General features: G+C 71.9%; 14 protein-coding genes. 8 read left to right on the plus strand and 6 right to left on the minus strand.

The genetic code is table 11. The annotated features are described in order from the left end of the window. Window positions 1–146 precede the first annotated feature (146 nt). The 5 genes from AB0M08_RS37425 to AB0M08_RS37445 are packed head-to-tail and all read right to left on the minus strand — an operon-like array spanning window position 147 to window position 5,883. Window positions 147–1,565 carry an aldehyde dehydrogenase (NADP(+)) gene (locus AB0M08_RS37425; RefSeq protein ID WP_364504324.1) on the minus strand — a complete coding sequence of 473 codons (1,419 nt, stop codon included), beginning with the start codon at window positions 1,563–1,565 and terminating at the stop codon, window positions 147–149. Beyond that, entirely contained in the window at window positions 1,562–2,680 is a 1,119-nt protein-coding gene (locus tag AB0M08_RS37430; protein ID WP_364504327.1) for a mandelate racemase/muconate lactonizing enzyme family protein, read from the minus strand. Before AB0M08_RS37430 ends, AB0M08_RS37425 begins: the two co-directional genes overlap by 4 nt. A gap of 10 nt (window positions 2,681–2,690) precedes the next feature. Further along, a complete protein-coding gene (locus tag AB0M08_RS37435) occupies window positions 2,691–4,025 on the minus strand; it encodes an enolase C-terminal domain-like protein (RefSeq protein WP_364504330.1) in 1,335 nt (444 codons plus the stop codon). Beyond that, window positions 4,022–4,939 (minus strand): 5-dehydro-4-deoxyglucarate dehydratase, encoded by a 918-nt coding sequence (gene kdgD, locus AB0M08_RS37440; protein WP_364504333.1) that lies wholly within the window; start codon window positions 4,937–4,939, stop codon window positions 4,022–4,024. The genes AB0M08_RS37435 and kdgD overlap by 4 nt, the downstream gene beginning before the upstream one ends. 5 nt (window positions 4,940–4,944) lie before the next feature. Continuing rightward, window positions 4,945–5,883 carry a LysR family transcriptional regulator gene (locus AB0M08_RS37445; RefSeq protein WP_364504336.1) on the minus strand — a complete coding sequence of 313 codons (939 nt, stop codon included), beginning with the start codon at window positions 5,881–5,883 and terminating at the stop codon, window positions 4,945–4,947. Between the two features lie 94 nt (window positions 5,884–5,977). On the opposite strand from AB0M08_RS37445, the gene AB0M08_RS37450 reads away from it, so the two are divergent. Genes AB0M08_RS37450 through AB0M08_RS37460 form a run of 3 tightly spaced genes read left to right on the plus strand, consistent with a single transcriptional unit; the run spans window position 5,978 to window position 8,956 of the window. Continuing rightward, window positions 5,978–6,967, plus strand: coding sequence for a tripartite tricarboxylate transporter substrate binding protein (locus AB0M08_RS37450; RefSeq protein WP_364504339.1), 990 nt, complete (start codon window positions 5,978–5,980; stop codon window positions 6,965–6,967). Continuing rightward, entirely contained in the window at window positions 6,964–7,434 is a 471-nt protein-coding gene (locus AB0M08_RS37455) for a tripartite tricarboxylate transporter TctB family protein (RefSeq protein ID WP_364504342.1), read from the plus strand. Before AB0M08_RS37450 ends, AB0M08_RS37455 begins: the two co-directional genes overlap by 4 nt. A gap of 19 nt (window positions 7,435–7,453) precedes the next feature. Continuing rightward, window positions 7,454–8,956 (plus strand): tripartite tricarboxylate transporter permease, encoded by a 1,503-nt coding sequence (locus AB0M08_RS37460; RefSeq protein ID WP_364504345.1) that lies wholly within the window; start codon window positions 7,454–7,456, stop codon window positions 8,954–8,956. A 22-nt stretch (window positions 8,957–8,978) separates the two neighbouring features. Here AB0M08_RS37460 and AB0M08_RS37465 read toward each other — a convergent pair whose 3' ends face one another. Further along, on the minus strand, window positions 8,979–9,548 hold the full coding sequence (locus AB0M08_RS37465; protein ID WP_364504348.1) for a TetR/AcrR family transcriptional regulator: 570 nt from the start codon (window positions 9,546–9,548) through the stop codon (window positions 8,979–8,981). Window positions 9,549–9,651: 103 nt separating this feature from the next. Between AB0M08_RS37465 and AB0M08_RS37470 the strand changes: the two genes are divergently transcribed. The 5 genes from AB0M08_RS37470 to AB0M08_RS37490 all read left to right on the plus strand — a co-directional run bounded on the left by AB0M08_RS37470 (window position 9,652) and on the right by AB0M08_RS37490 (window position 16,342). Continuing rightward, the gene (locus AB0M08_RS37470; RefSeq protein WP_364504351.1) at window positions 9,652–11,964 is read left to right on the plus strand and encodes an MMPL family transporter; all 2,313 of its coding nucleotides are present in this window, start codon (window positions 9,652–9,654) and stop codon (window positions 11,962–11,964) included. Window positions 11,965–12,034: 70 nt separating this feature from the next. Further along, complete coding sequence (locus AB0M08_RS37475) at window positions 12,035–12,892, plus strand: PHP domain-containing protein (RefSeq protein ID WP_364504354.1); 858 nt, start codon at window positions 12,035–12,037, stop codon at window positions 12,890–12,892. 63 nt (window positions 12,893–12,955) lie between these two features. Next, window positions 12,956–13,984 (plus strand): aldo/keto reductase family protein, encoded by a 1,029-nt coding sequence (locus AB0M08_RS37480; RefSeq protein WP_364504357.1) that lies wholly within the window; start codon window positions 12,956–12,958, stop codon window positions 13,982–13,984. Between the two features lie 369 nt (window positions 13,985–14,353). Next, a complete protein-coding gene (locus tag AB0M08_RS37485) occupies window positions 14,354–15,106 on the plus strand; it encodes a hypothetical protein (RefSeq protein WP_364504360.1) in 753 nt (250 codons plus the stop codon). A 15-nt stretch (window positions 15,107–15,121) separates the two neighbouring features. Beyond that, entirely contained in the window at window positions 15,122–16,342 is a 1,221-nt protein-coding gene (locus tag AB0M08_RS37490) for a hypothetical protein (RefSeq protein WP_364504363.1), read from the plus strand. Window positions 16,343–17,946 lie beyond the last annotated feature (1,604 nt).

Here is a 17,946-nt window from a genome sequence, read left to right on the forward strand (position 1 = left end):
CGGGGGGGCCGCCCGGGGGGGCGGGGGGGGGGCCGGGGGGGCGGCGGCGGGGGCGGGGGGGGGGGGGGCCCCGCCCAACCCCGCCGCCGACCTGGAGCGTATCGACGCCGTTGTCAGCTGCATCCGATCGACCATGCGTCCCTACGTCAGTGGGCTGAACCCATCGGACTGGTCGTCAGTGGAGGACTGAGTACGAGCGTGCCGTCGATCCGGCGGGGGATGTGGTCGTAGCCGTCGCGCAGCTCGGCCGGCAGCAGGTCGGCGGGTGCGTTCTGCCAGGTGATGGGGCGCAGGAACCGGCGGATGGCGGTGGCCCCGACGGACGTGTGCTGGCTGTTGGTGGCCGGCCACGGTCCGCCGTGGTGCTGGGCCCACGAGACCGCGACGCCGGTGGGGAAGCCGTCATACAGGATGCGGCCGGCGTGCGGGAGCAGCCGCCGGGTCAGTTCGGCCGGGAGCTCGGTCTCGCCGGGCCCGCGATGAATCGTCGCGGTCAGTGAGGACGGCAGGGCCGCGAGGGCGGCGAACAGCTCCGTCTCGTCGCGGTAGCGGGCGATGGTCGCGACCGGGCCGAAGCATTCTTCGAATGCCGAGGGCGGCAGGTCGGTTGCGCTGGTCGTGCGTAGCAGGGCGGTGCCGCGAGGCACGGAGGTGCTTTTCTCGTACGCAGCAGCGATGCCGTCGTTGAGCATGACGGCGACCGGCGTCGCGGCGACAGTCTGCGAAGCGGCGGCCACCAGTGCGTCGCCGGAGGGGCCCGCCGGGACGAACGCGAGCCCGGGTTTGGTGCAGAACTGCCCGGCGCCGAGGGTGAAGGACGCGGCGAGCCCGGCGCCGATCTCGGCGGCACGGGCATCGGCGGCGGCGGGGGTGACCACGACGGGGTTGAGGCTCGACAACTCACCGAAGAACGGGATCGGGTCGGGCCGCCGGCCGATGACGTCGAGCAGCGCACGGGCGCCTGCGGTGGACCCGGTGAAGCCGACGGCGCGGATCGCCGGATGGGCGACGAGGTCGATGCCGGCCTGCAGCCCGTGAACGATGCCGAGGGTGCCGGCGGGTGCCCCGAAGCGGTCCGCCGCGCCGGCGAGCACGTCGAAACAGAGTTGCGAGGTCGACGGGTGGGAGCCGTGTGCCTTGATCACCACCGGGCAGCCGGCGGCCAGCGCGGAGGCGGTGTCGCCGCCGGGTACGGAGAAGGCGAGCGGGAAGTTGCTGGCTCCGAAGACGGCGACCGGCCCGAGCGGCACGAGCATCCGGCGCAGGTCGGGCCGCGGTCCCATCGGGGTGTCGCCCGCGTGGTCGATGGCGGCTTCCAGGTAGCCGCCGTCGCGCAGGACCTCGGCGAAGAGCCGCAGCTGGTAGGTGGTGCGGGTGAGCTCGCCGTCGAGGCGCGTCGTGCCGAGGGCGGTCTCCCGGTCGGCGACGGCGACGATCGGCCGCCGCTGCTCCTCCAGCGCCGCGGCGAGGGCTTCCAGCAGCCCGGCGCGCCCGTCGCGGCCGAGCGCCTCGAACGGGCCGGCGGCGGCGAGGGCCGCCCGGCAGGGAGCGTCGACCTCGGTCATGCGCACGCCTCCCACCGGTCGGTGGTCCAGGCGCGGGCCTGGTCGCTGATGGTGATGCCGAGGCCGGGCCGGTCGGAGAGGTGGACGCGGCCGTCGCGGATCTCCAGGCGTTCGTCGAAGAGCGGGTGCAGCCAGTCGAAGTGCTCGACCCAGGGTTCGTGGGGATAGGCGGCGGCCAGGTGCACGTGGATCTCCATGGCGAAGTGCGGGGCGAGGGTGAGGTGGCGCTGCTCGGCGAGGGCGGCGAGTCGCTGGAACTGGGTGATGCCGCCGATACGCGGGGCGTCGGGCTGGAGGACGTCGACCGCGCCGTGCCGGATCAGTTCGCTGTGCTCGGCGACGCTGGTGAGCATCTCGCCCGAGGCGATCGGGGTGTCCAGCGACCGGGCCAGGGCCGCGTGCCCCTCGGCGTCGTAGGCGTCGAGTGGCTCCTCGATCCAGACCAGCCCGAACTGCTCCAGGGCCCGCCCGACGCGCTGCGCGGTGGGCCGGTCCCACTGCTGGTTGGCGTCGACCATCAGGGGTACCTCGTCGCCGAGGTGCTCCCGGACGGCGCGGACCCGGGCGAGATCGACGCCGGGCGAGGGATGACCGACTTTGATCTTGATGCCGCCGACACCGGCGGCCCGGACGGCGTCGGTGTTGTCGAGGATGCTCTCGACCGGCTCGTGCAGGAAGCCGCCCGAGGTGTCGTAGCAGCGCACCGAGTCGCGGTACGCGCCGAGCAGCTTGGCCAGCGGCAGCCCGGCCCGCTTGGCCTTGAGGTCCCAGAGCGCGACGTCGATCGCGGCGATCGCCTGGGTGGCGGCGCCGCTGCGCCCGACGGACGCGCCGGCCCAGACGAGCCTGGTCCACAAGCGGCCGATGTCGCTGGGGTCCTCGCCGAGCAGGTCGGCGGCGATCTCGCTCGCGTGCGCGAACTGGGCCCGGCCACCGGCGCGTTTGCTGTAACCGAAGCCGAGGCCCTCGTGCCCGTCGGCGGTGTGGATCTCCGCGAAGAGGAACGCGACCTCGGTCATCGGCCGCTGGCGGCCGGTGAGCACCTTCGCGTCGCTGACGGCGTTCTTCAGCGGCAGGGTCACCGCCGACAGGGTGATCCGGTCGATCCGGTCCATGGGTCTCCGTTCAGCGAACGAGTGAGCGGACGAGGCAGGGGCGCCGGGGGTCGAACTCCCAGCCGGGCAGCAGGTATTGCATGGCGGTGGCGTCGTCACGGGCGCCGAGACCGTTCTCCCGGTAGCACTCGTGCGCGGCGGCGAGGGCGTCGCGGTCCAGCTCGACGCCGAGTCCCGGCGCCGACGGCACCCGGATCCCGCCGTCCTCGATGCGCAGCGGCGACCGGGTGAGCCGCTGCCCGTCCTGCCAGATCCAGTGCGTGTCCAGCGCGGTGATCTCGCCGGGTGCGGCGGCGCCGGCGTGGGTGAGCATCGCGAGCGAGATGTCGAAGTGGTTGTTCGAGTGTGAACCCCAGGTCAGGCCGAAGTCGCGGCAGAGCTGGGCGACCCGGACCGCGCCGCGCATGGTCCAGAAGTGCGGGTCGGCGAGGGGGATGTCGACGGCGTCCGCCCGTACGGCGTGTGCGAGCTGCCGCCAGTCGGTGGCGATCATGTTGGTGGCGGTGCGCAGGCCGGTCGCCCGGCGGAACTCGGCCATCGTCTCCCGGCCGGAGAAGCCGCCCTCGGCGCCGACCGGGTCCTCCGCGTAGGCGAGGACGTCGCGCAGGTCGCCGCAGAGTCGGATCGCGTCGGCGAGCGGCCAGCTGCCGTTCGGGTCGATCGTCAACCGGGCCCGCGGGAACCGGGCCGCGAGGGCCCGGATCGCGGCGAGCTCCTCCTCGGGCGCGAGCACGCCGCCCTTGAGCTTGAAGTCGGTGAACCCGTAGCGGGCCTGGGCGGCCTCGGCCAGGGCCACGATCGCCTGCGGGGTGAGCGCGGGTTCGCGGCGCAGCTTCGCCCAGTCGTCGGCCGGGTACGGCTCGGCCACGTACGGCAGATCGGTCCGGTTTCGGTCACCGATGTAGAACAGGTAGCCGAGCACCGGGACCGTGTCGCGCTGCCGCCCCTCGCCGAGCAGTTCGGCGACCGGCACGTCCAGGTGCTGGCCGAGCAGGTCGAGCAGCGCGGACTCCAGACCGGTGACGGCGTGGACGGTGACCCGCTGGTCGAAGGTCTGCCGGCCCCGGCCGGAGGCGTCGAGGGCGGCGTACCGGTCGCCGATCTGCCGGAGCAGCGTGGCGTAGCGGGGGATCGGGTGGCCGATGAGCTCTTCTCCGGCGGCCTCGATCGTGCGGCGGATCGGCTCGCCGCCGGGCACCTCGCCGACGCCGACGCGCCCGGCGCTGTCCGTGATCACCACGACGGTGCGGGTGAAGTACGGCCCGTGCGCGCCGCTGAGGTTGAGCAGCATGCTGTCGTGCCCGGCGACCGGGACGACCTCGACCCGCGCGACGGCCGGCGTCACCCGCGGACCTTGTCGATCAGGGCGGTCAGGTCGGCCCGGTCGGCGGGGGTGAGGTCGGTCAGCGGCGGGCGGACCCGGCCACCGTCCCGGCCGACCGCGGTCAGCCCGGCCTTGATGATCGAGACGGGGTAGCCGCGGGCACGGTCCCGGATGTCCAGGTACGGGATGACGAAGTCGTTGAGGAGCTGGTAGACGGTGGGACGGTCCTGGGCGCGTACCGCGGCGAAGAAGCGCAGGGCGTACTCGGGAAGGAAGTTGTAAAGGGCCGAAGAGTACGTGCTGACGCCGAGCTGAAGCAGCGGCAGGGCGAAGGTCTCGGCGGTCGGCAGACCGCCGATGTAGATGAGGCGGTCACCGAGCCGGGCGTAGGTGCGGGTCATCCGCTCGATGTCGCCGACGCCGTCCTTGAGCCCGATCAGGTTGGGGTTGTGCTCGGCCAGCTCGGCGACCGTGACGTCGTCGAGGACCGCGTTGGCCCGGCTGTAGACGATGACCCCCAGCGCGGTGGCCCGGCAGACGGCGCTGACGTGCGCGATCAGCCCGGCCTGGGTGGCCTCGGTGAGATACGGCGGCAGGAGCAGCAGCCCGGCGGCGCCCGCGCGTTCGGCGGCCTCGGCCTGAGCGGTCGCCTGCGCGGTGTTGCCGGTGGCCGGGGCGACCACCGGCAGCCGCTCGCCGACCTCGCCGACCGCCGCGCGGACGACGGCGTCGATCTCGGGGGAGGTGAGGGAGAAGCCCTCCCCGGTGCCGCCGGCCGCGAAGAGCCCGCCGACGCCCAGACCGGCCTGCCAGGCGAGGTGCTCGCGATAGCGGGGTTCGTCGAAGGCGAGGTCGTCGTCGAAGTGCGTCACGGGGAAGGAGAGCAGTCCCGTGGCGAGCCGGGCGGCGAGTTCGGCGGGCGTCGTCAGCGTCACCCGGATCACGGTAGGGACGTACTTCGATGCATGTCCAAGAGCATTTCCGCATCGTCCGATACCTTCCGGGCATCGATCACGGCGAGTGCCCGCCGCAGTGCGGGATTCGGCGACTGCCGTGGCCAGAGCAGGTGCAGCTCGACCGGCTCGGGGACCGGGGTGGCCAGCCGGACGAACGCGACGTCGGGGATGCCGAGCAGGGTGGCCGAGGCCGGGACGAAGGCGACGCCGCGCCCGGCGGAGACCAGCCAGAGCATGGTGAGGATCTGGCTCACCGTGTGCACGACACGCTCCCGGGTCAGCGGCACCATGCTGACCACCAGGTCGTAGAAGTAGCGGGCCTTCTGCTGGGAGTGGACGATGAGCGGCTCGGTGGCGAGGTCGCCGGGCTCGGCCGGGCGGGTGAGCGTCGTGAGGCGGTGGCCGGCGGGCACGGCGAGCATCAGCGCCTCGCGGTGCAGCAGCCGCGACTCGAAGAGATCGGCGTCGAACGGCGGCCGGGCCAGTCCCAGGTCGAGATCCTCGGCCGCGAGGGCGTCGATCTGTTCGCGGGTGACCATCTCGAACAGCTCCACGCGCACCTCGGGCAGCTTGGCCTCGAACTCGTCGAGCAGCCGCCCGAGGATGCCGTAGGTCGACGCCGCGGTGAAGCCGAGCCGCACCAGGCCGCGCGTGCCGGAGGAGACGCGCTGGGCCAGATCCGGCGCCGCCTCCGCGATCGCGAGGATGCGGCGGGCCTCGCGCAGGAACGCCTCGCCGGCCGGTGTCAGCTCGACCCGCCGGTTGTCGCGTTCGAACAGATGCACCCCGACGGCCGCCTCGAGCTTCTGGATCTGGCGGCTCAGCGGCGGCTGGGTCATCCGCAGCCGGGCGGCGGCCCGTCCGAAGTGCAGCTCCTCGGCGACGGCGACCAGCCCGCGGAGCTGATCCAGCGTGTACGCCATGCCGGAAAGGTATCAGTCGATGCAATCTCGGAGTTGGACAGGCATAAATGTCCGGTCATACGCTCGTGATCCGCCTCACATGCCGGAGAAATTCATGCGTAACAAATTCTTGGGTACGGCCATAGCAGCCGTCCTCGCGCTCAGCGCCTGCGGCGGCAATCTGGACGACAGCAACGACGATGCCGGTTCGGCGTACCCGGAGCGGGCGGTCAGCCTGCTGGTCGGGCAGGACGCCGGCGGCAGCACCGACCTCATCGCCCGCGCCCTGGCCACCCCGGCCTCGGCGGACCTGGGGCAGCCGATCACGGTGCTCAACAAGCCCGGCGCGAACGGCGCGGTCGCGGCCAAGGAGCTCGCCGGCGCGGCGAACGACGGCTACACCCTGATGGTCTTCAACGGTTCCCTCGCCTACATCACGCCCCTCGCCGTCGCGGCGGGTGAGGCGGTCGACATCACCGGCTACGAGGTGGTCACCGGCATCTCGCAGGACGACTACGTCCTGGTCGCGGCCCCGAAGACCGGCTTCACCACGGTGCGGTCCATCGTCGACGCGAAGCGCCCGATCACGTTCGCCACCACCGGCGTCGGCACCGGCAGCCAGCTCAGCCAGGAGTTGCTCTTCGCCCAGGCCGGCGTCGAGGCGACCGCGGTGCCCTTCAACGGCGGCGCCCCCGCCCTGACCGCGGTCCTCGGCGGGCAGGTCGACGTCGCCTCGGTGCAGCTCGGCGAGGCGAAGGCGCAGATCGAGGCGAAGAAGGTGACCCCGATCGTCACCTTCGCCGACAAGCGGCCCACCTACCTGCCGGACGTCCCGACCGCGACCGAGGCCGGATACGACGCGCTGGTGCAGCAGTCCCGGGCGATCGTGGCGCCGAAGGGCACCCCGCAGGACGTCCTCGACCGGCTGCGCGCCGCGTTCCAGAAGTCGTTCGCCGACCAGAAGTACCGCGACTTCAGCGCCGGCCGGATGCTCACCCCCAACGAGGTCGACGGCGCCACGCTGCTCGAGCAGTGGACCGGCGCGCTCACCACCTATCAGGGGCTCGTCGAGAAGAACAAGATCGATCTGAGCGGCAACTCGTGACCGCACCCGTCGAGGCGGACCAGCCCCCGGTCGCCGGGCCGGGGGCGAATCTGATCATCGCGCTGATCGTCGTGGTCCTCGGCGTCGCCGGCCTGGCCGGATCGCTGCGCCTGGACGTGGGCGGCCCGGACGCACCCGGTCCGGGTGCCTGGCCCGCCATGGTCAGCACCGCGCTGATCGTGCTCGGACTCGTCCTGGCGGCGCGCGCCCGGCGCGCCGGCGACGCCGAACGGTTCGGCCGCCCCGGCCTGCTGGTGCTGGCGGCGGTCGGGACCATGGTGGCCTTCGTCGCCGTCGTCGGCACCATCGGCTTCGAGATCCCGACCGCGCTGCTGGCCCTCGTCTGGCTGCGCCTGCTCGGCCACGAGTCCTGGCGGCTGTCGATCGCGCTCAGCCTCGGCGTGACGGTCGCGTTCTACGCGCTCTTCGTCGGGGCGCTCGGCGTCACCATCCCTCACCTGTTCTGACCATCACGGGAGCACGAGCTTGGACGGACTGTCCCCGGTGCTCGACGGCTTCGCCGTCGTCCTGGAACCGGAGAACCTGCTCTACTGCCTGATCGGCGTCGTCATCGGCATGCTGATCGGCGTGCTGCCCGGCCTCGGGCCCGCCGCGACCATCGCGATCCTGCTGCCGCTCACCTTCGGCCTCGAACCGGTCACCTCGATCATCATGCTGGCCGGCATCTTCTACGGCGCCCAGTACGGCGGCACCATCACCTCCGTGCTGCTGCGCCTGCCCGGCGAGGCCTCGTCGGTGGTGACCGTCTTCGACGGGCACGCCCTCGCCCGGCAGGGGCGAGCGGGCACCGCGCTGGGCATCGCCGCCATCGGTTCGTTCGTCGGCGGCACCCTGTCGGTCGTCGCGCTCACCCTGGTCGCCCCGCTCGTCGCCGGATTCGCCCTCGACTTCGGCCCGCCCGAGTACACCGCCCTGGCGCTGCTCGGCATCCTGCTGGTCGCCACCGTCTCACCCGGCGGCCGGCTCAAGGCGCTCGTCGCGGCGGCCGCCGGCCTGCTGCTGGCCACCGTCGGCCGCGACGACTTCACCAGCGCCGAACGGTTCACCTTCGGCAGCCTGTCGCTCGCCGACGGGCTCGACTTCGTGCCGATCGCGATGGGCCTGTTCGGACTCGGCGAGATCCTCTACAACCTCGAAGAGCGGCACCGCGCGGCGCAGGCCCCCGCGGCGATCAACGGGGTCTGGCCCAGCCGCGCCGACCTGCGCCAGGCCTCCGGCGCGATCGGCCGCGGCGGCCTGCTCGGCTTCGTCCTGGGCATCCTGCCCGGCGGCGGCGCGGTGCTCTCCTCGCTCGCCGCCTACGCCCTGGAGAAGCGCCGCGCCAAGCACCCCGAACGCTTCGGCCGGGGTGCGATCGAGGGCGTCGCCGCCCCGGAGACCGCCAACAACGCCGCCGCCACGTCGTCGTTCATCCCGCTGTTGTCGCTGGGCATCCCCGCCAACGCCACCATGGCCGTCATCTTCGGCGCCCTGCTCATCCAGGGCGTCACGCCCGGCCCGCAGCTGGTCACCGAGCACCCGGACCTCTTCTGGGGCGTGGTGAACTCGATGTACATCGGCAACGTCCTCTTGCTGATCATGAGCCTTCCGCTGGTCGGCGTCTTCGTCCGCATCCTGCGGGTACGCCCGGCGATCCTCGCCCCGATCACCACGCTCATCACCCTCATCGGCGCCTACACCGTCCGCAACGACGTCTTCGACATCGGCCTGGTGATCTTCTTCGGCGTCCTCGGCTACCTGATGAAGAAGGCCGCCTTCGACCCCGGCCCCCTGGTCCTCGCCTTCGTGCTCGGCTCGCTGCTGGAGACCTCGCTGCGCCGCTCCCTGCTGCTCTTCGACGGCAACCCGCTCCTCTTCCTCACCCGCCCGATCTCCGGAACCCTGCTGGCCTGCCTCCTCGTGGTGATCCTGCTCCCCGTGGCCCGGACGGTGCTCGCCCGGCGCCCGGCCACCCCGGTGAACCGCTGACGTCCGTCACCGGGTGGGTGCTTTACGCGGTGGACATCGGGCTGGCGCGGGCCGGGTTCAGCGCGTCCAGCAGCAGGCCCAGGTAGCGGCGCCGCACGGAGCTGTCCATGGTGGGGACGCTCAAACCTGCGGTGATCATGGCGATCAGGTGCGGCAGGTCGGCCGCGACGATGTCGGGGCGGATGTTGCCGGCCTCCTGGGCCTTGTGCAGGAGCGGCGTCAACATTTCGGCGTAGCGTTCCAGCAGCGCCGTCGTCTCCTCGGTGACGTTGCCCAGGGAGGCGACCAGGCCCTTCTCCCGGATGATGATGTCGGCGACCTTCTCGCTGACGTTGAGCAGGGCGTCGCGGGGCGCTCCCGTCCGGCCGAACTCGGCGATCAGCGGCTCGACCTCGGCGGCGAAGATGTCGTCGTAGACCGCGCGGGCCAGGGCCTGCCGGTTCGGGAAGTGCCGGTAGAGCGTGGCCACCCCCACCCCGGCGACCTTGGCGATGTGGTTCAGCGAGTCGCCGCCGTCGCCGGTGGCGAAGACGCGGCGGGCGGCGTCGAGGATCCGCGAGACGTTCGCGAACGCGTCCGACCGCATGCCCATGTGACCGCCCTCACTGCCCTTGACTCCGCGCTCTCCTTGACTCCGCCGGAAAAACGATAGCATCCTCTCGATTCGAGAGTTCGCTATCACTTATGGAGTGCTCGTGTCGACACTGCTGTACCGGATCGGCAAGGCCGCCTACGCCCGCCCGTGGCGTTTCCTCGCGGCGTGGCTGCTGGTCGTGGCCGCCATCGCCGGATCACTGACCGTGTTCCCGATGCACCTGGGCAACGCGATCCGCATCGACGGCACCCCCGCCCAACAGGTCATCGACGACCTCGCCGAACGCCTCCCGGACGCCTCGGGCGGGCAGGGCCTCATCGCCTTCCAGGCACCCGACGGCTCCCGCATCGACGACCCGGCCGTTCAGCAGGCCCTGCTCGCCGCCGTCGACGCCGTGCACCACAGCCCGCACGTGATCGACCCGACCGCAATCGAAACCGGTCAACCGCTGCTCCAGGCCGCCGCAGCGATCGCTCAGCTCGCCGCCGCACCGGCCGCGAACAGCCCGGCACCGTGGATCCTGCTCTCCGCCGACGGCACGGTCGCGCTCTTCACCTTCCAGTTCGACGTGCAGACCTTCGAACTTCCTTCAGGCACCATCGACCGTACGGTGGAAGCCGCCTCCGCCGCCGTCGGCGGCTCCGGCCTCGGGGTCTACCCTTCGTCGTCGATGATCGAGGTGCCCGAGGTCGTCGGCGCCGGCGAGATCATCGGGGTCCTGGTCGCGGCGGCCGTGCTCGTCGTGACGCTGGGCTCGCTGCTCGCCGCCGGGCTCCCGCTGCTGTCGGCGCTCCTCGGCGTAGGTACCGGCGTCGGCGGCACGCTCGCCGTGTCGCACGTGCTGCAGATCCACTCGCTCACCGTGGTGCTCGCGCTGATGCTCGGCCTCGCCGTCGGCATCGACTACGCGCTCTTCATCGTCAACCGGCAGCGCCGCCTCATCCTCGACCGGCGGCTCAGCGCCCACGAGGCGACCGGCCGGGCACTCGGCACCGCCGGCAACGCCGTGCTCTTCGCCGGCGCCACCGTGGTGATCGCGCTGGTCGCCCTGCTCGTCGTCGGCATCCAGCTGCTGACCACGATGGCCCTGGTCGCCGCGGCCACCGTGATCCTGGTCGTGCTCGCCTCGCTGACCTTCCTGCCCGCCCTGCTCGGCCTGGCCGGCGAGCGCATCTGCGGCCCGCGCACCCGCCAGGCGGCCCTGCCGGGCGAGGCCGAAGCACCGGCCGGGCCGACAACGCCGGGTGAGCCGGACGCGCGGGGCACGGCGGCCCGGCGTCCGGTGGCGGCGCGCTGGGCCGGGCTGCTGACGCGCCGTCGCTACCTCGTCGCGCCGATCGCGGTTCTCGTCGCGGTGGTCCTGGCCGTTCCGGCGTGGGACATGCGCCTCGGGTTGCCGTCCGGAGAGGCTTACGATTCCGGTACGCCGCAGCGCACCAGCTACGAGCTCGTTCGCGATCGTTTCGGCGACGGGTTCAACGGGCCGCTGGTGGTCACCGCGTCGGCGGAGAACCCGATCGACGTCGCCGACCTCACCGGCCTCTATCAGGATCTGACCGGAATCGACGGTGTCGCGGCGGTCGGCCTGGCCGGCATGGACGCCGCCGGGCGCACCGCTGTGTTCAGCGTCGTGCCGGCCACCGGCCCCAACGACGAGCGCACCGCGGATCTCGTCCAGACGATCCGGGACGCCGGTGCAGGGTTCACCGCGCAGCGGCACGTGACGGTCGGCGTCACCGGGTTCGCCGCCCTCGCCATCGACATCTCCGAGCGGCTCGGGGACGTGCTCCCGGCGTACGTAAGCGTGGTCTTGATCCTGTCTTTGATCGTGCTCCTGCTGGTCTTCCGGTCGATTCTGGTGCCGGTCAGCGCGACGCTCGGGTTCCTGCTCAGCGTGGCGGCGACGCTCGGCGTGACGACGGCCGTCTTCCAGTGGGGCTGGTTGCAGGGCGTGCTCGGCATGGACGCGACCACACCGGTGCTGAGTCTGCTTCCGATCATCGCAACCGGCGTGCTGTACGGCCTCGCGATGGACTACCAGGTCTTCCTGGTCTCCTCGATGCGGGAGGCCCGGGTGCACGGCCGGCACGGCACGGACGCGGTCGTCCACGGTTTCACGCAGGCCAGCCGGGTGGTGGTGGCCGCCGCAGTGATCATGACAGCGGTCTTCGCGGGCTTCGTCTTCAACGCCGACCCGATGATCAAGCAGTTCGGCCTGGCGCTCGCGGCCGGAATCCTGGTGGACGCGTTCCTGATTCGGCTCACCCTGGTACCGGCACTGATGGCCGCCTTCGGTGACCGTGCGTGGAACCTGCCGGGCGCGCTCGGCCGCCGTCTGCCGGACCTCGACATCGAGGGCGACCGATTGTCCGCGCATCTCGCCGACCACGACGCCGTTCCGGTGCCGGTCTGACGGTCGTCGATCGACGCCCGGTCGCCGGTGTGGGACAGCCGGTGGCCGGGCGCCGGCGTTACCGTGGGGCGTGGCCGAAGTGTCGTCGTTGCCGTGTGACAGCCATGTGCACACCGAGTGGTCGTGGGACACGCCGGTGGGGGACATGGAGGGGTCCTGCGCCCGGGCCGTGGAGCTGGGGCTACGGGCGATCGCGTTCACCGAACACCTGGACCATACGGTGATCCGGATCGCGCGGGAGGGACCGTACGTCAACGACCGGCTCACCGGGCTCGCCGACCCGGAGGGCCTGCTGACCCCGCCCGCCTTCGACCCGGTCGGCTACCTGGCCGCGATTGATCACTGCCGCGACCGGTTCCCGCAGCTGCGGATCCTCAGTGGCCTGGAGATGGGCGAGCCGCACCGGCACGCCGGTCCGTGTTCCCGGATCCTGGCGGCGGGCCGCTTCGACCGGGTGCTCGGCTCGCTGCACAGCCTGCCCGACCGGGGAGCGTTCGCCGAGCCGTGGGAGATCTACCCGCACCGCGACGCGCACGAGGTGGTACGCGACTACCTGGCGGGCGTCGCCGAGATGATGTCGACCGCCGGGATGTTCTCCGTGCTGGCGCACATCGACTATCCGATTCGGTCATGGCCCGCCGAGCGGGTCGGCCCGTTCGATCCGCGGGCCTTCGAGGAGGAGTTCCGGCACGCTCTGCGGGCGACCGCACGGTCCGGCCGGGCCCTGGAGATCAACACCCGGCTGCCGCTGCACGCGACGATCCTGCGCTGGTGGCACGAGGAGGGCGGCGACGCGGTCACCTTCGGCAGCGACGCCCACCTGCCCCCGGACGTCGCCCACGGCTTCACCGACGCCGCCCAGATGGCCGAGGCCCACGGCTTCCGCCCCGGCCCCGATCCCCACGACCTCTGGGTACGGGCGGACTGACCGCATCGCCCCTGGTCCGCCCGGGCCCCTGCGGACGTCTCCGTCCATCTAAGATCGTCTTTTATGGAATATCGACGCCTCGGGGGCAGCGGCCTCTACGTCAGCGAGATCACGTACGGGAACTGGCTGACCCACGGTGAGCTCGTCGGACGGGAAGCGGCGCTGGACTGCATCCGGGCCGCGCTGGATGCCGGGATCACCACGTTCGACACGGCCGACATCTATGCGCAGGGCGCGGCCGAGGAGGTGCTCGGGGAGGCGCTGCGGCCGGTGCGCCGGTCCGCGGTGGAGATCGCGACCAAGGTGTGCCTGCCGACCGGGGAGGGGCCGAACGACCGGGGGCTGTCCCGCAAGCACATCATGGAGTCGTGCCACGCGTCGCTGCGGCGGCTCGGAACCGATTACGTCGACCTCTACCAGGCGCACCGGTTCGACGAACGGACCCCGCTGGACGAGACGCTGATCGCCTTCGACGACCTCGTACGGCAAGGGAAGGTCTTGTATCTCGGTGTCTCGGAGTGGACGGCGCCGCAGATCAGGGCCGCTCTCGACCTGGCCGGGGAGCTGGGGCTGCGCAGCCGGATCGTGGCCAATCAGCCGCAGTACAACATGCTCTGGCGGGTGATCGAGCCGGAGGTGCTGCCGCTGTGCCGTGAGGAGGGCATCGGGCAGGTCGTGTTCCAGCCGCTCGCGCAGGGCGTGCTGACCGGAAAGTATCTGCCCGGCCAGCCGCCGCCGGAGGGCTCGCGGGCGACCGGCGGCGGCCGCGCGCCCCAGTTCATCAGCCGGGTGCTCGGCGACGAACTGCTCGCGCGCGTCCAGCAGCTGCGGCCGCTCGCCGAGGAGGCCGGGCTGTCGATGGCCCAGCTCGCCATCGCCTGGACCCTGCACCAGAACGGCGTGAGTTCGGCGATCATCGGCGCGACCCGTCCGGGCCAGGTCACCGAGAACGCGGCGGCGGCCGGCGCCACCCTCCCGGACGACCTGGTCCTCAAGATCGACGCCATCCTCGGCGACCTGGTCGACCGCGACCCGGCCAAGACCGCCCGGATGATGTCGGTCAAGGACTCCTGGAGCCGCGGGCCGGCGTAGGCGGCTTCGTCAGACGGAGACGTGGATGAGCCGCCCGGTTGTGGTCCATAGCCGGGCGGCGAGTTGCGGCCGACCGTCCACCTCACGGGCCGATTGTCGGCTTTCGACGGTACGCCCATGCGCGTGCCGTCAGTCGCCGTGGGCGTCGGGGGAGAGGCCACCCCGGACGCTGACACAGGCGGTGACCCGGGCCTCGATCTCGACGGTCACCGACCCTCGCCGTCCCCGGCACAGGCCGCGAGTGAGAGCGACAGGGCGCCCAGCACGATCCCGCTCGCTCTCATCCGATTCTCCCGCCGCGTTGCCCGGTGCAGGCTATCCCTCAATCGGGGGCAAGACCGGTGGTGTCGTACATGCAAGCCTTTGGTCATGAAAAACGTGTCAAAGGGCATCTCGGTAGCGGCGGCGGCAGCCTGCGCGTTCCTTCTCCTGCCCGCCACCGCGGCGCGGGCCTCCAGCCTCGGTTATCAACTGGATCCCGGCGACACCCTCGGGCCGGGCCGCTCGATCAGCTCCCCGAACGGTCTCTACCGGCTGACCATGCAGGACGACGGCAACCTGGTCGAGTACGGCAACGACGACGAGGTGCTCGGCGACACGCACAGCGCGGGCCATCCCGGAACCGTCCTGTTCATGCAGAACGACGGCAACCTCGTACTCCGGGCACCCGGCAATGTGCCGATCTGGGCGACCCGGACCGACGGCCACCCGGGAACGGTCCTGCAGATCCAGGACGACGGCGCGGTGGTGATGTACAGCCCCGGCCACCAGGCCCTCCACGTCATCGTGCCGACCCTCGACCACTCGTCCGTGGCCACGCCGCACCTCGATCCGGTGGAGGAACCGGAACTCGCCCCGAACACCACGACGGAGGAGGTCGGCGAGGCCGTCTACGACGGAAGCCGCCTGATCGGCTGCGCCGCCGTCGGCAAGCTCGCGGAGAAACTGCCCAGCGGCGGCAAGGTGGCCGGCATCGTCCTCGGGCAGACGTGCGGCATGGCCACCGAGAAGGGACCCGCCCGGATCGACGGCTACGGCGTCTTCCGGATGGGCGTGAGCGTGCTGGCCGGACCGTTCGGCCCGGCATGGGACATCCTCAGTGACGCACCTCCGGCCGGCTGAGCTACCGTGTGATCGATGCCGTTCCACGCCTACGGTCCGTCGGTTGACGACGAGGTGCTGCTCGATGCCGTGCGCCGGGGCGACGACCGCCCCCAGGAGCCCGGCGAACCGTTCTGGCGGATGCCGTACCTGTTCCTGCGGGCGGCGCTCTACTGCGGCGGCCGCCTGACCCCGGCCACGGTCGACGGTGTGCGCTACCTCGTCCGTACGATCAGGGAACCGGCCTTCGGCGGCGACGACCCGAGCATGCGCCCCGCGGTCCTCTGGTTTCTCCGCGACGTCGCCGCCGCCGCGCTGGACGGTCTCGACCGGGCGGCGGCGTCCCGGCGCGACGCGCCCGAGGTCCGCGAGTGGCTGGCAGCCTACCTGCGCACGCCCCGGTCCGTCTTCGACTGGGACGAGTCCGACGCCCCCGGCGAGGTGCTCCTGGCAGCGGCCCGCGCCGACTGCTTCGACCTGCTGCCCGAGGTCTTCGCGGCGGTCGAGCACCTGCTGACCGCCGCGTCGTCGCGCCTGCGGATCTCCGCCGCCGCGGCCACCGCGATGCTGAGCCGCCACCCCGATCTGACGGCGCACCGCCCCCGGCTGCTCGCCCATCAGCTGGCCGAGTGCACCTCGGTCGACCCGTATCATCGCGCGTCGATGCTGCTGAGCGCGGGCGAGCTGGGCGGCGCCCCGCGCGAGTGGCTGCACGACCCGGATCCGGCCGTACGCGTGTGCGCCGCACTCGCTCCGGCGCTCGCCGACGATCCCGAGTCCACCACGGTGCTGCTGACCGAGGCCACCCGCAATCCCGCGGCCATCGACATGCGGGCGTTCGAGGGCATGATGGCCCTGTCCTCCCTGCCGCACGCGGCCGCGACCCTGGCCGAGCAGCTGTGCCGGCGCGTCCACGACACCGACCGCCTGCTCGCCCCGGCGCTCGCCTCGATCCCTTACGGCACGACCTACGTCGACATCGGCGGGAAGAGCCGGGCCGAGGCCACGCTGAGCGAGCCTTACCTGCGTTCCTTCTTCCCGTACGGCCTCCCTCCGCCATCGACGGCCACCCCGGGGCAGCGCCGCCTCGCCGGGGCGGTCGCCGCCCACGATCCCCCCTGGGAATCCGGCTTCCCGTCACTACCGCCCCGCGACCGCCACGCCGCCTCGCGAACAGCCAGGGCGTGGAGGGCGACGTTCGCGCGCCTCGGCCTGCCCGTCGACCGAGCCTCGTGGAGGACCCTGGGTCAACGGTGAGACCGGCACCTGTCCGCGCTGGCCGAGCAGGTCCCGCCCCGGCCCGCGGTCCCCGACACCCGGCTCAGCGAGCGCACCCGCCTGCTCGTCGAGCGCCTCGGCCCCGTCCCGGTGCTCGTCCTCAGCGCCTGGTGTTCCCGCGGCGGGGCGGCCCGTTCGTGGCCCGGCCGGGCGGCACCCCCGGGCGGTGAGCTGGCGGTCCGGGGTGTCTCGGAGCGGTGGGCTGGCGATCCGGGGTGTCTCGGAGCGGTGGGCTGGTGGTCCGGGGTGTCTCGGAGCGGTGGGCTGGTGGTCCGGGGTGTCTCGGAGCGGTGGGCTGGTGGTCCGGGGTGTCTCAGGCGCTCCGAGAGACCCGTGACCCCGCTGGTCAATTCCGGCGGGGCTTCCCCGGTGCGGGTGAGCCCTGTTTGGCCGGTCTTGATCGACTTTTCATGATCAACCGTGGGGTTGATCTTGGTGGCTGGTGTTCAGGGGTGTGTCGGCGGGCTTGAGTGACCCGTGAGTGCCAGCCTTCCCGGCGTGGCTGGTGGTCAGGGGTGATCCTGCTGGCTTGTTCGGTACGCGTGTACCGGCAAGTCCGTCTGGGGTGAAGGGGGTAGTCGCCGCGGTGTCAGGTCGGCTTCGTGTGGCTCACGGTGCCGTGGGCCGGCGTTCCCGGGGCGACGCGTGGCACGGACACCGCGGGCTGGGCGGCGGGCGCACACGGACAGCGTGGGCCGGGCCGCGGGTGTGCACGAACAGCACCGGCGGGGGCGGCGGGTGCACGCGTTCAGCGTGGGCCGGGCCGTGGGTGTGCACGATCAGTCGGGTTCAGGGGCGGCAGGTGTACACGATCCATGATCGTGTGCGCGCGCAGCCGCCAGGAGGGCGCCGCAAGGACACAGACGGCGAACGTGGGTCCCCGGCGCCTCTGCCGAGCATGATCGTGAGCCCGGGCCGCCCTGGTTCGCCCCGGGCCGCCCTGGTTCGCCGGCACGCACGCATATCGATCGAAGATCACGAATCGGAAGGGATCTTGGCGAGGGCGGCGCGTCGGAGAGGGGGCCCACCCCGTACCGGGGGAATCCCCCATCCCAACAGGCATCCTGCCCGAAAACGAGTGATCTTGACGGCCCGTCTGTGGATAACTCCGTGTCGAGGCGAGGACACGAACACGGATCGACGCGACCATGGTGTGGGGCCTGACCGATATTGACCAGCGGAATCGGGGGTGTCTCGTCGGCTCGGAGGTACCCCTGCGCGCCAGCCGCTCTGCGGGGTCACCGAGGGGCGGTGCCCGCAGGCGGTGGGCTGGCGGTCCAGGGTGCCTCGGCCGGTCCGGCTGGCGCTCCGGGGTGTCTCAGGGCGGTGGGCTGGCGCTCCGGGGTGTCTCGGGAGCTCCGAGTGACCCCTGAACGCTGTGAGGATGATGGGGTGCTGTTCTGAGAGGGCGGTAGGAAAGGTTAGGTCCGATTCGGTGGGTTGAGGGTGAATATGCCCGGTTCATTTTCGGTGAGGATCTTGCGGGTGACCAGGCGTTTGAGGCGTGCGCGTGCGCCTTCGACGTGTTTCGGGGTGGGGTCGACGCCGACGGCGAGGCAGATGTCCTTGGCTCTCATTCCTGC

Source organism: Actinoplanes sp. NPDC051851 (assembly GCF_040681165.1).
Taxonomy (GTDB): Bacteria; Actinomycetota; Actinomycetes; order Mycobacteriales; family Micromonosporaceae; genus Actinoplanes.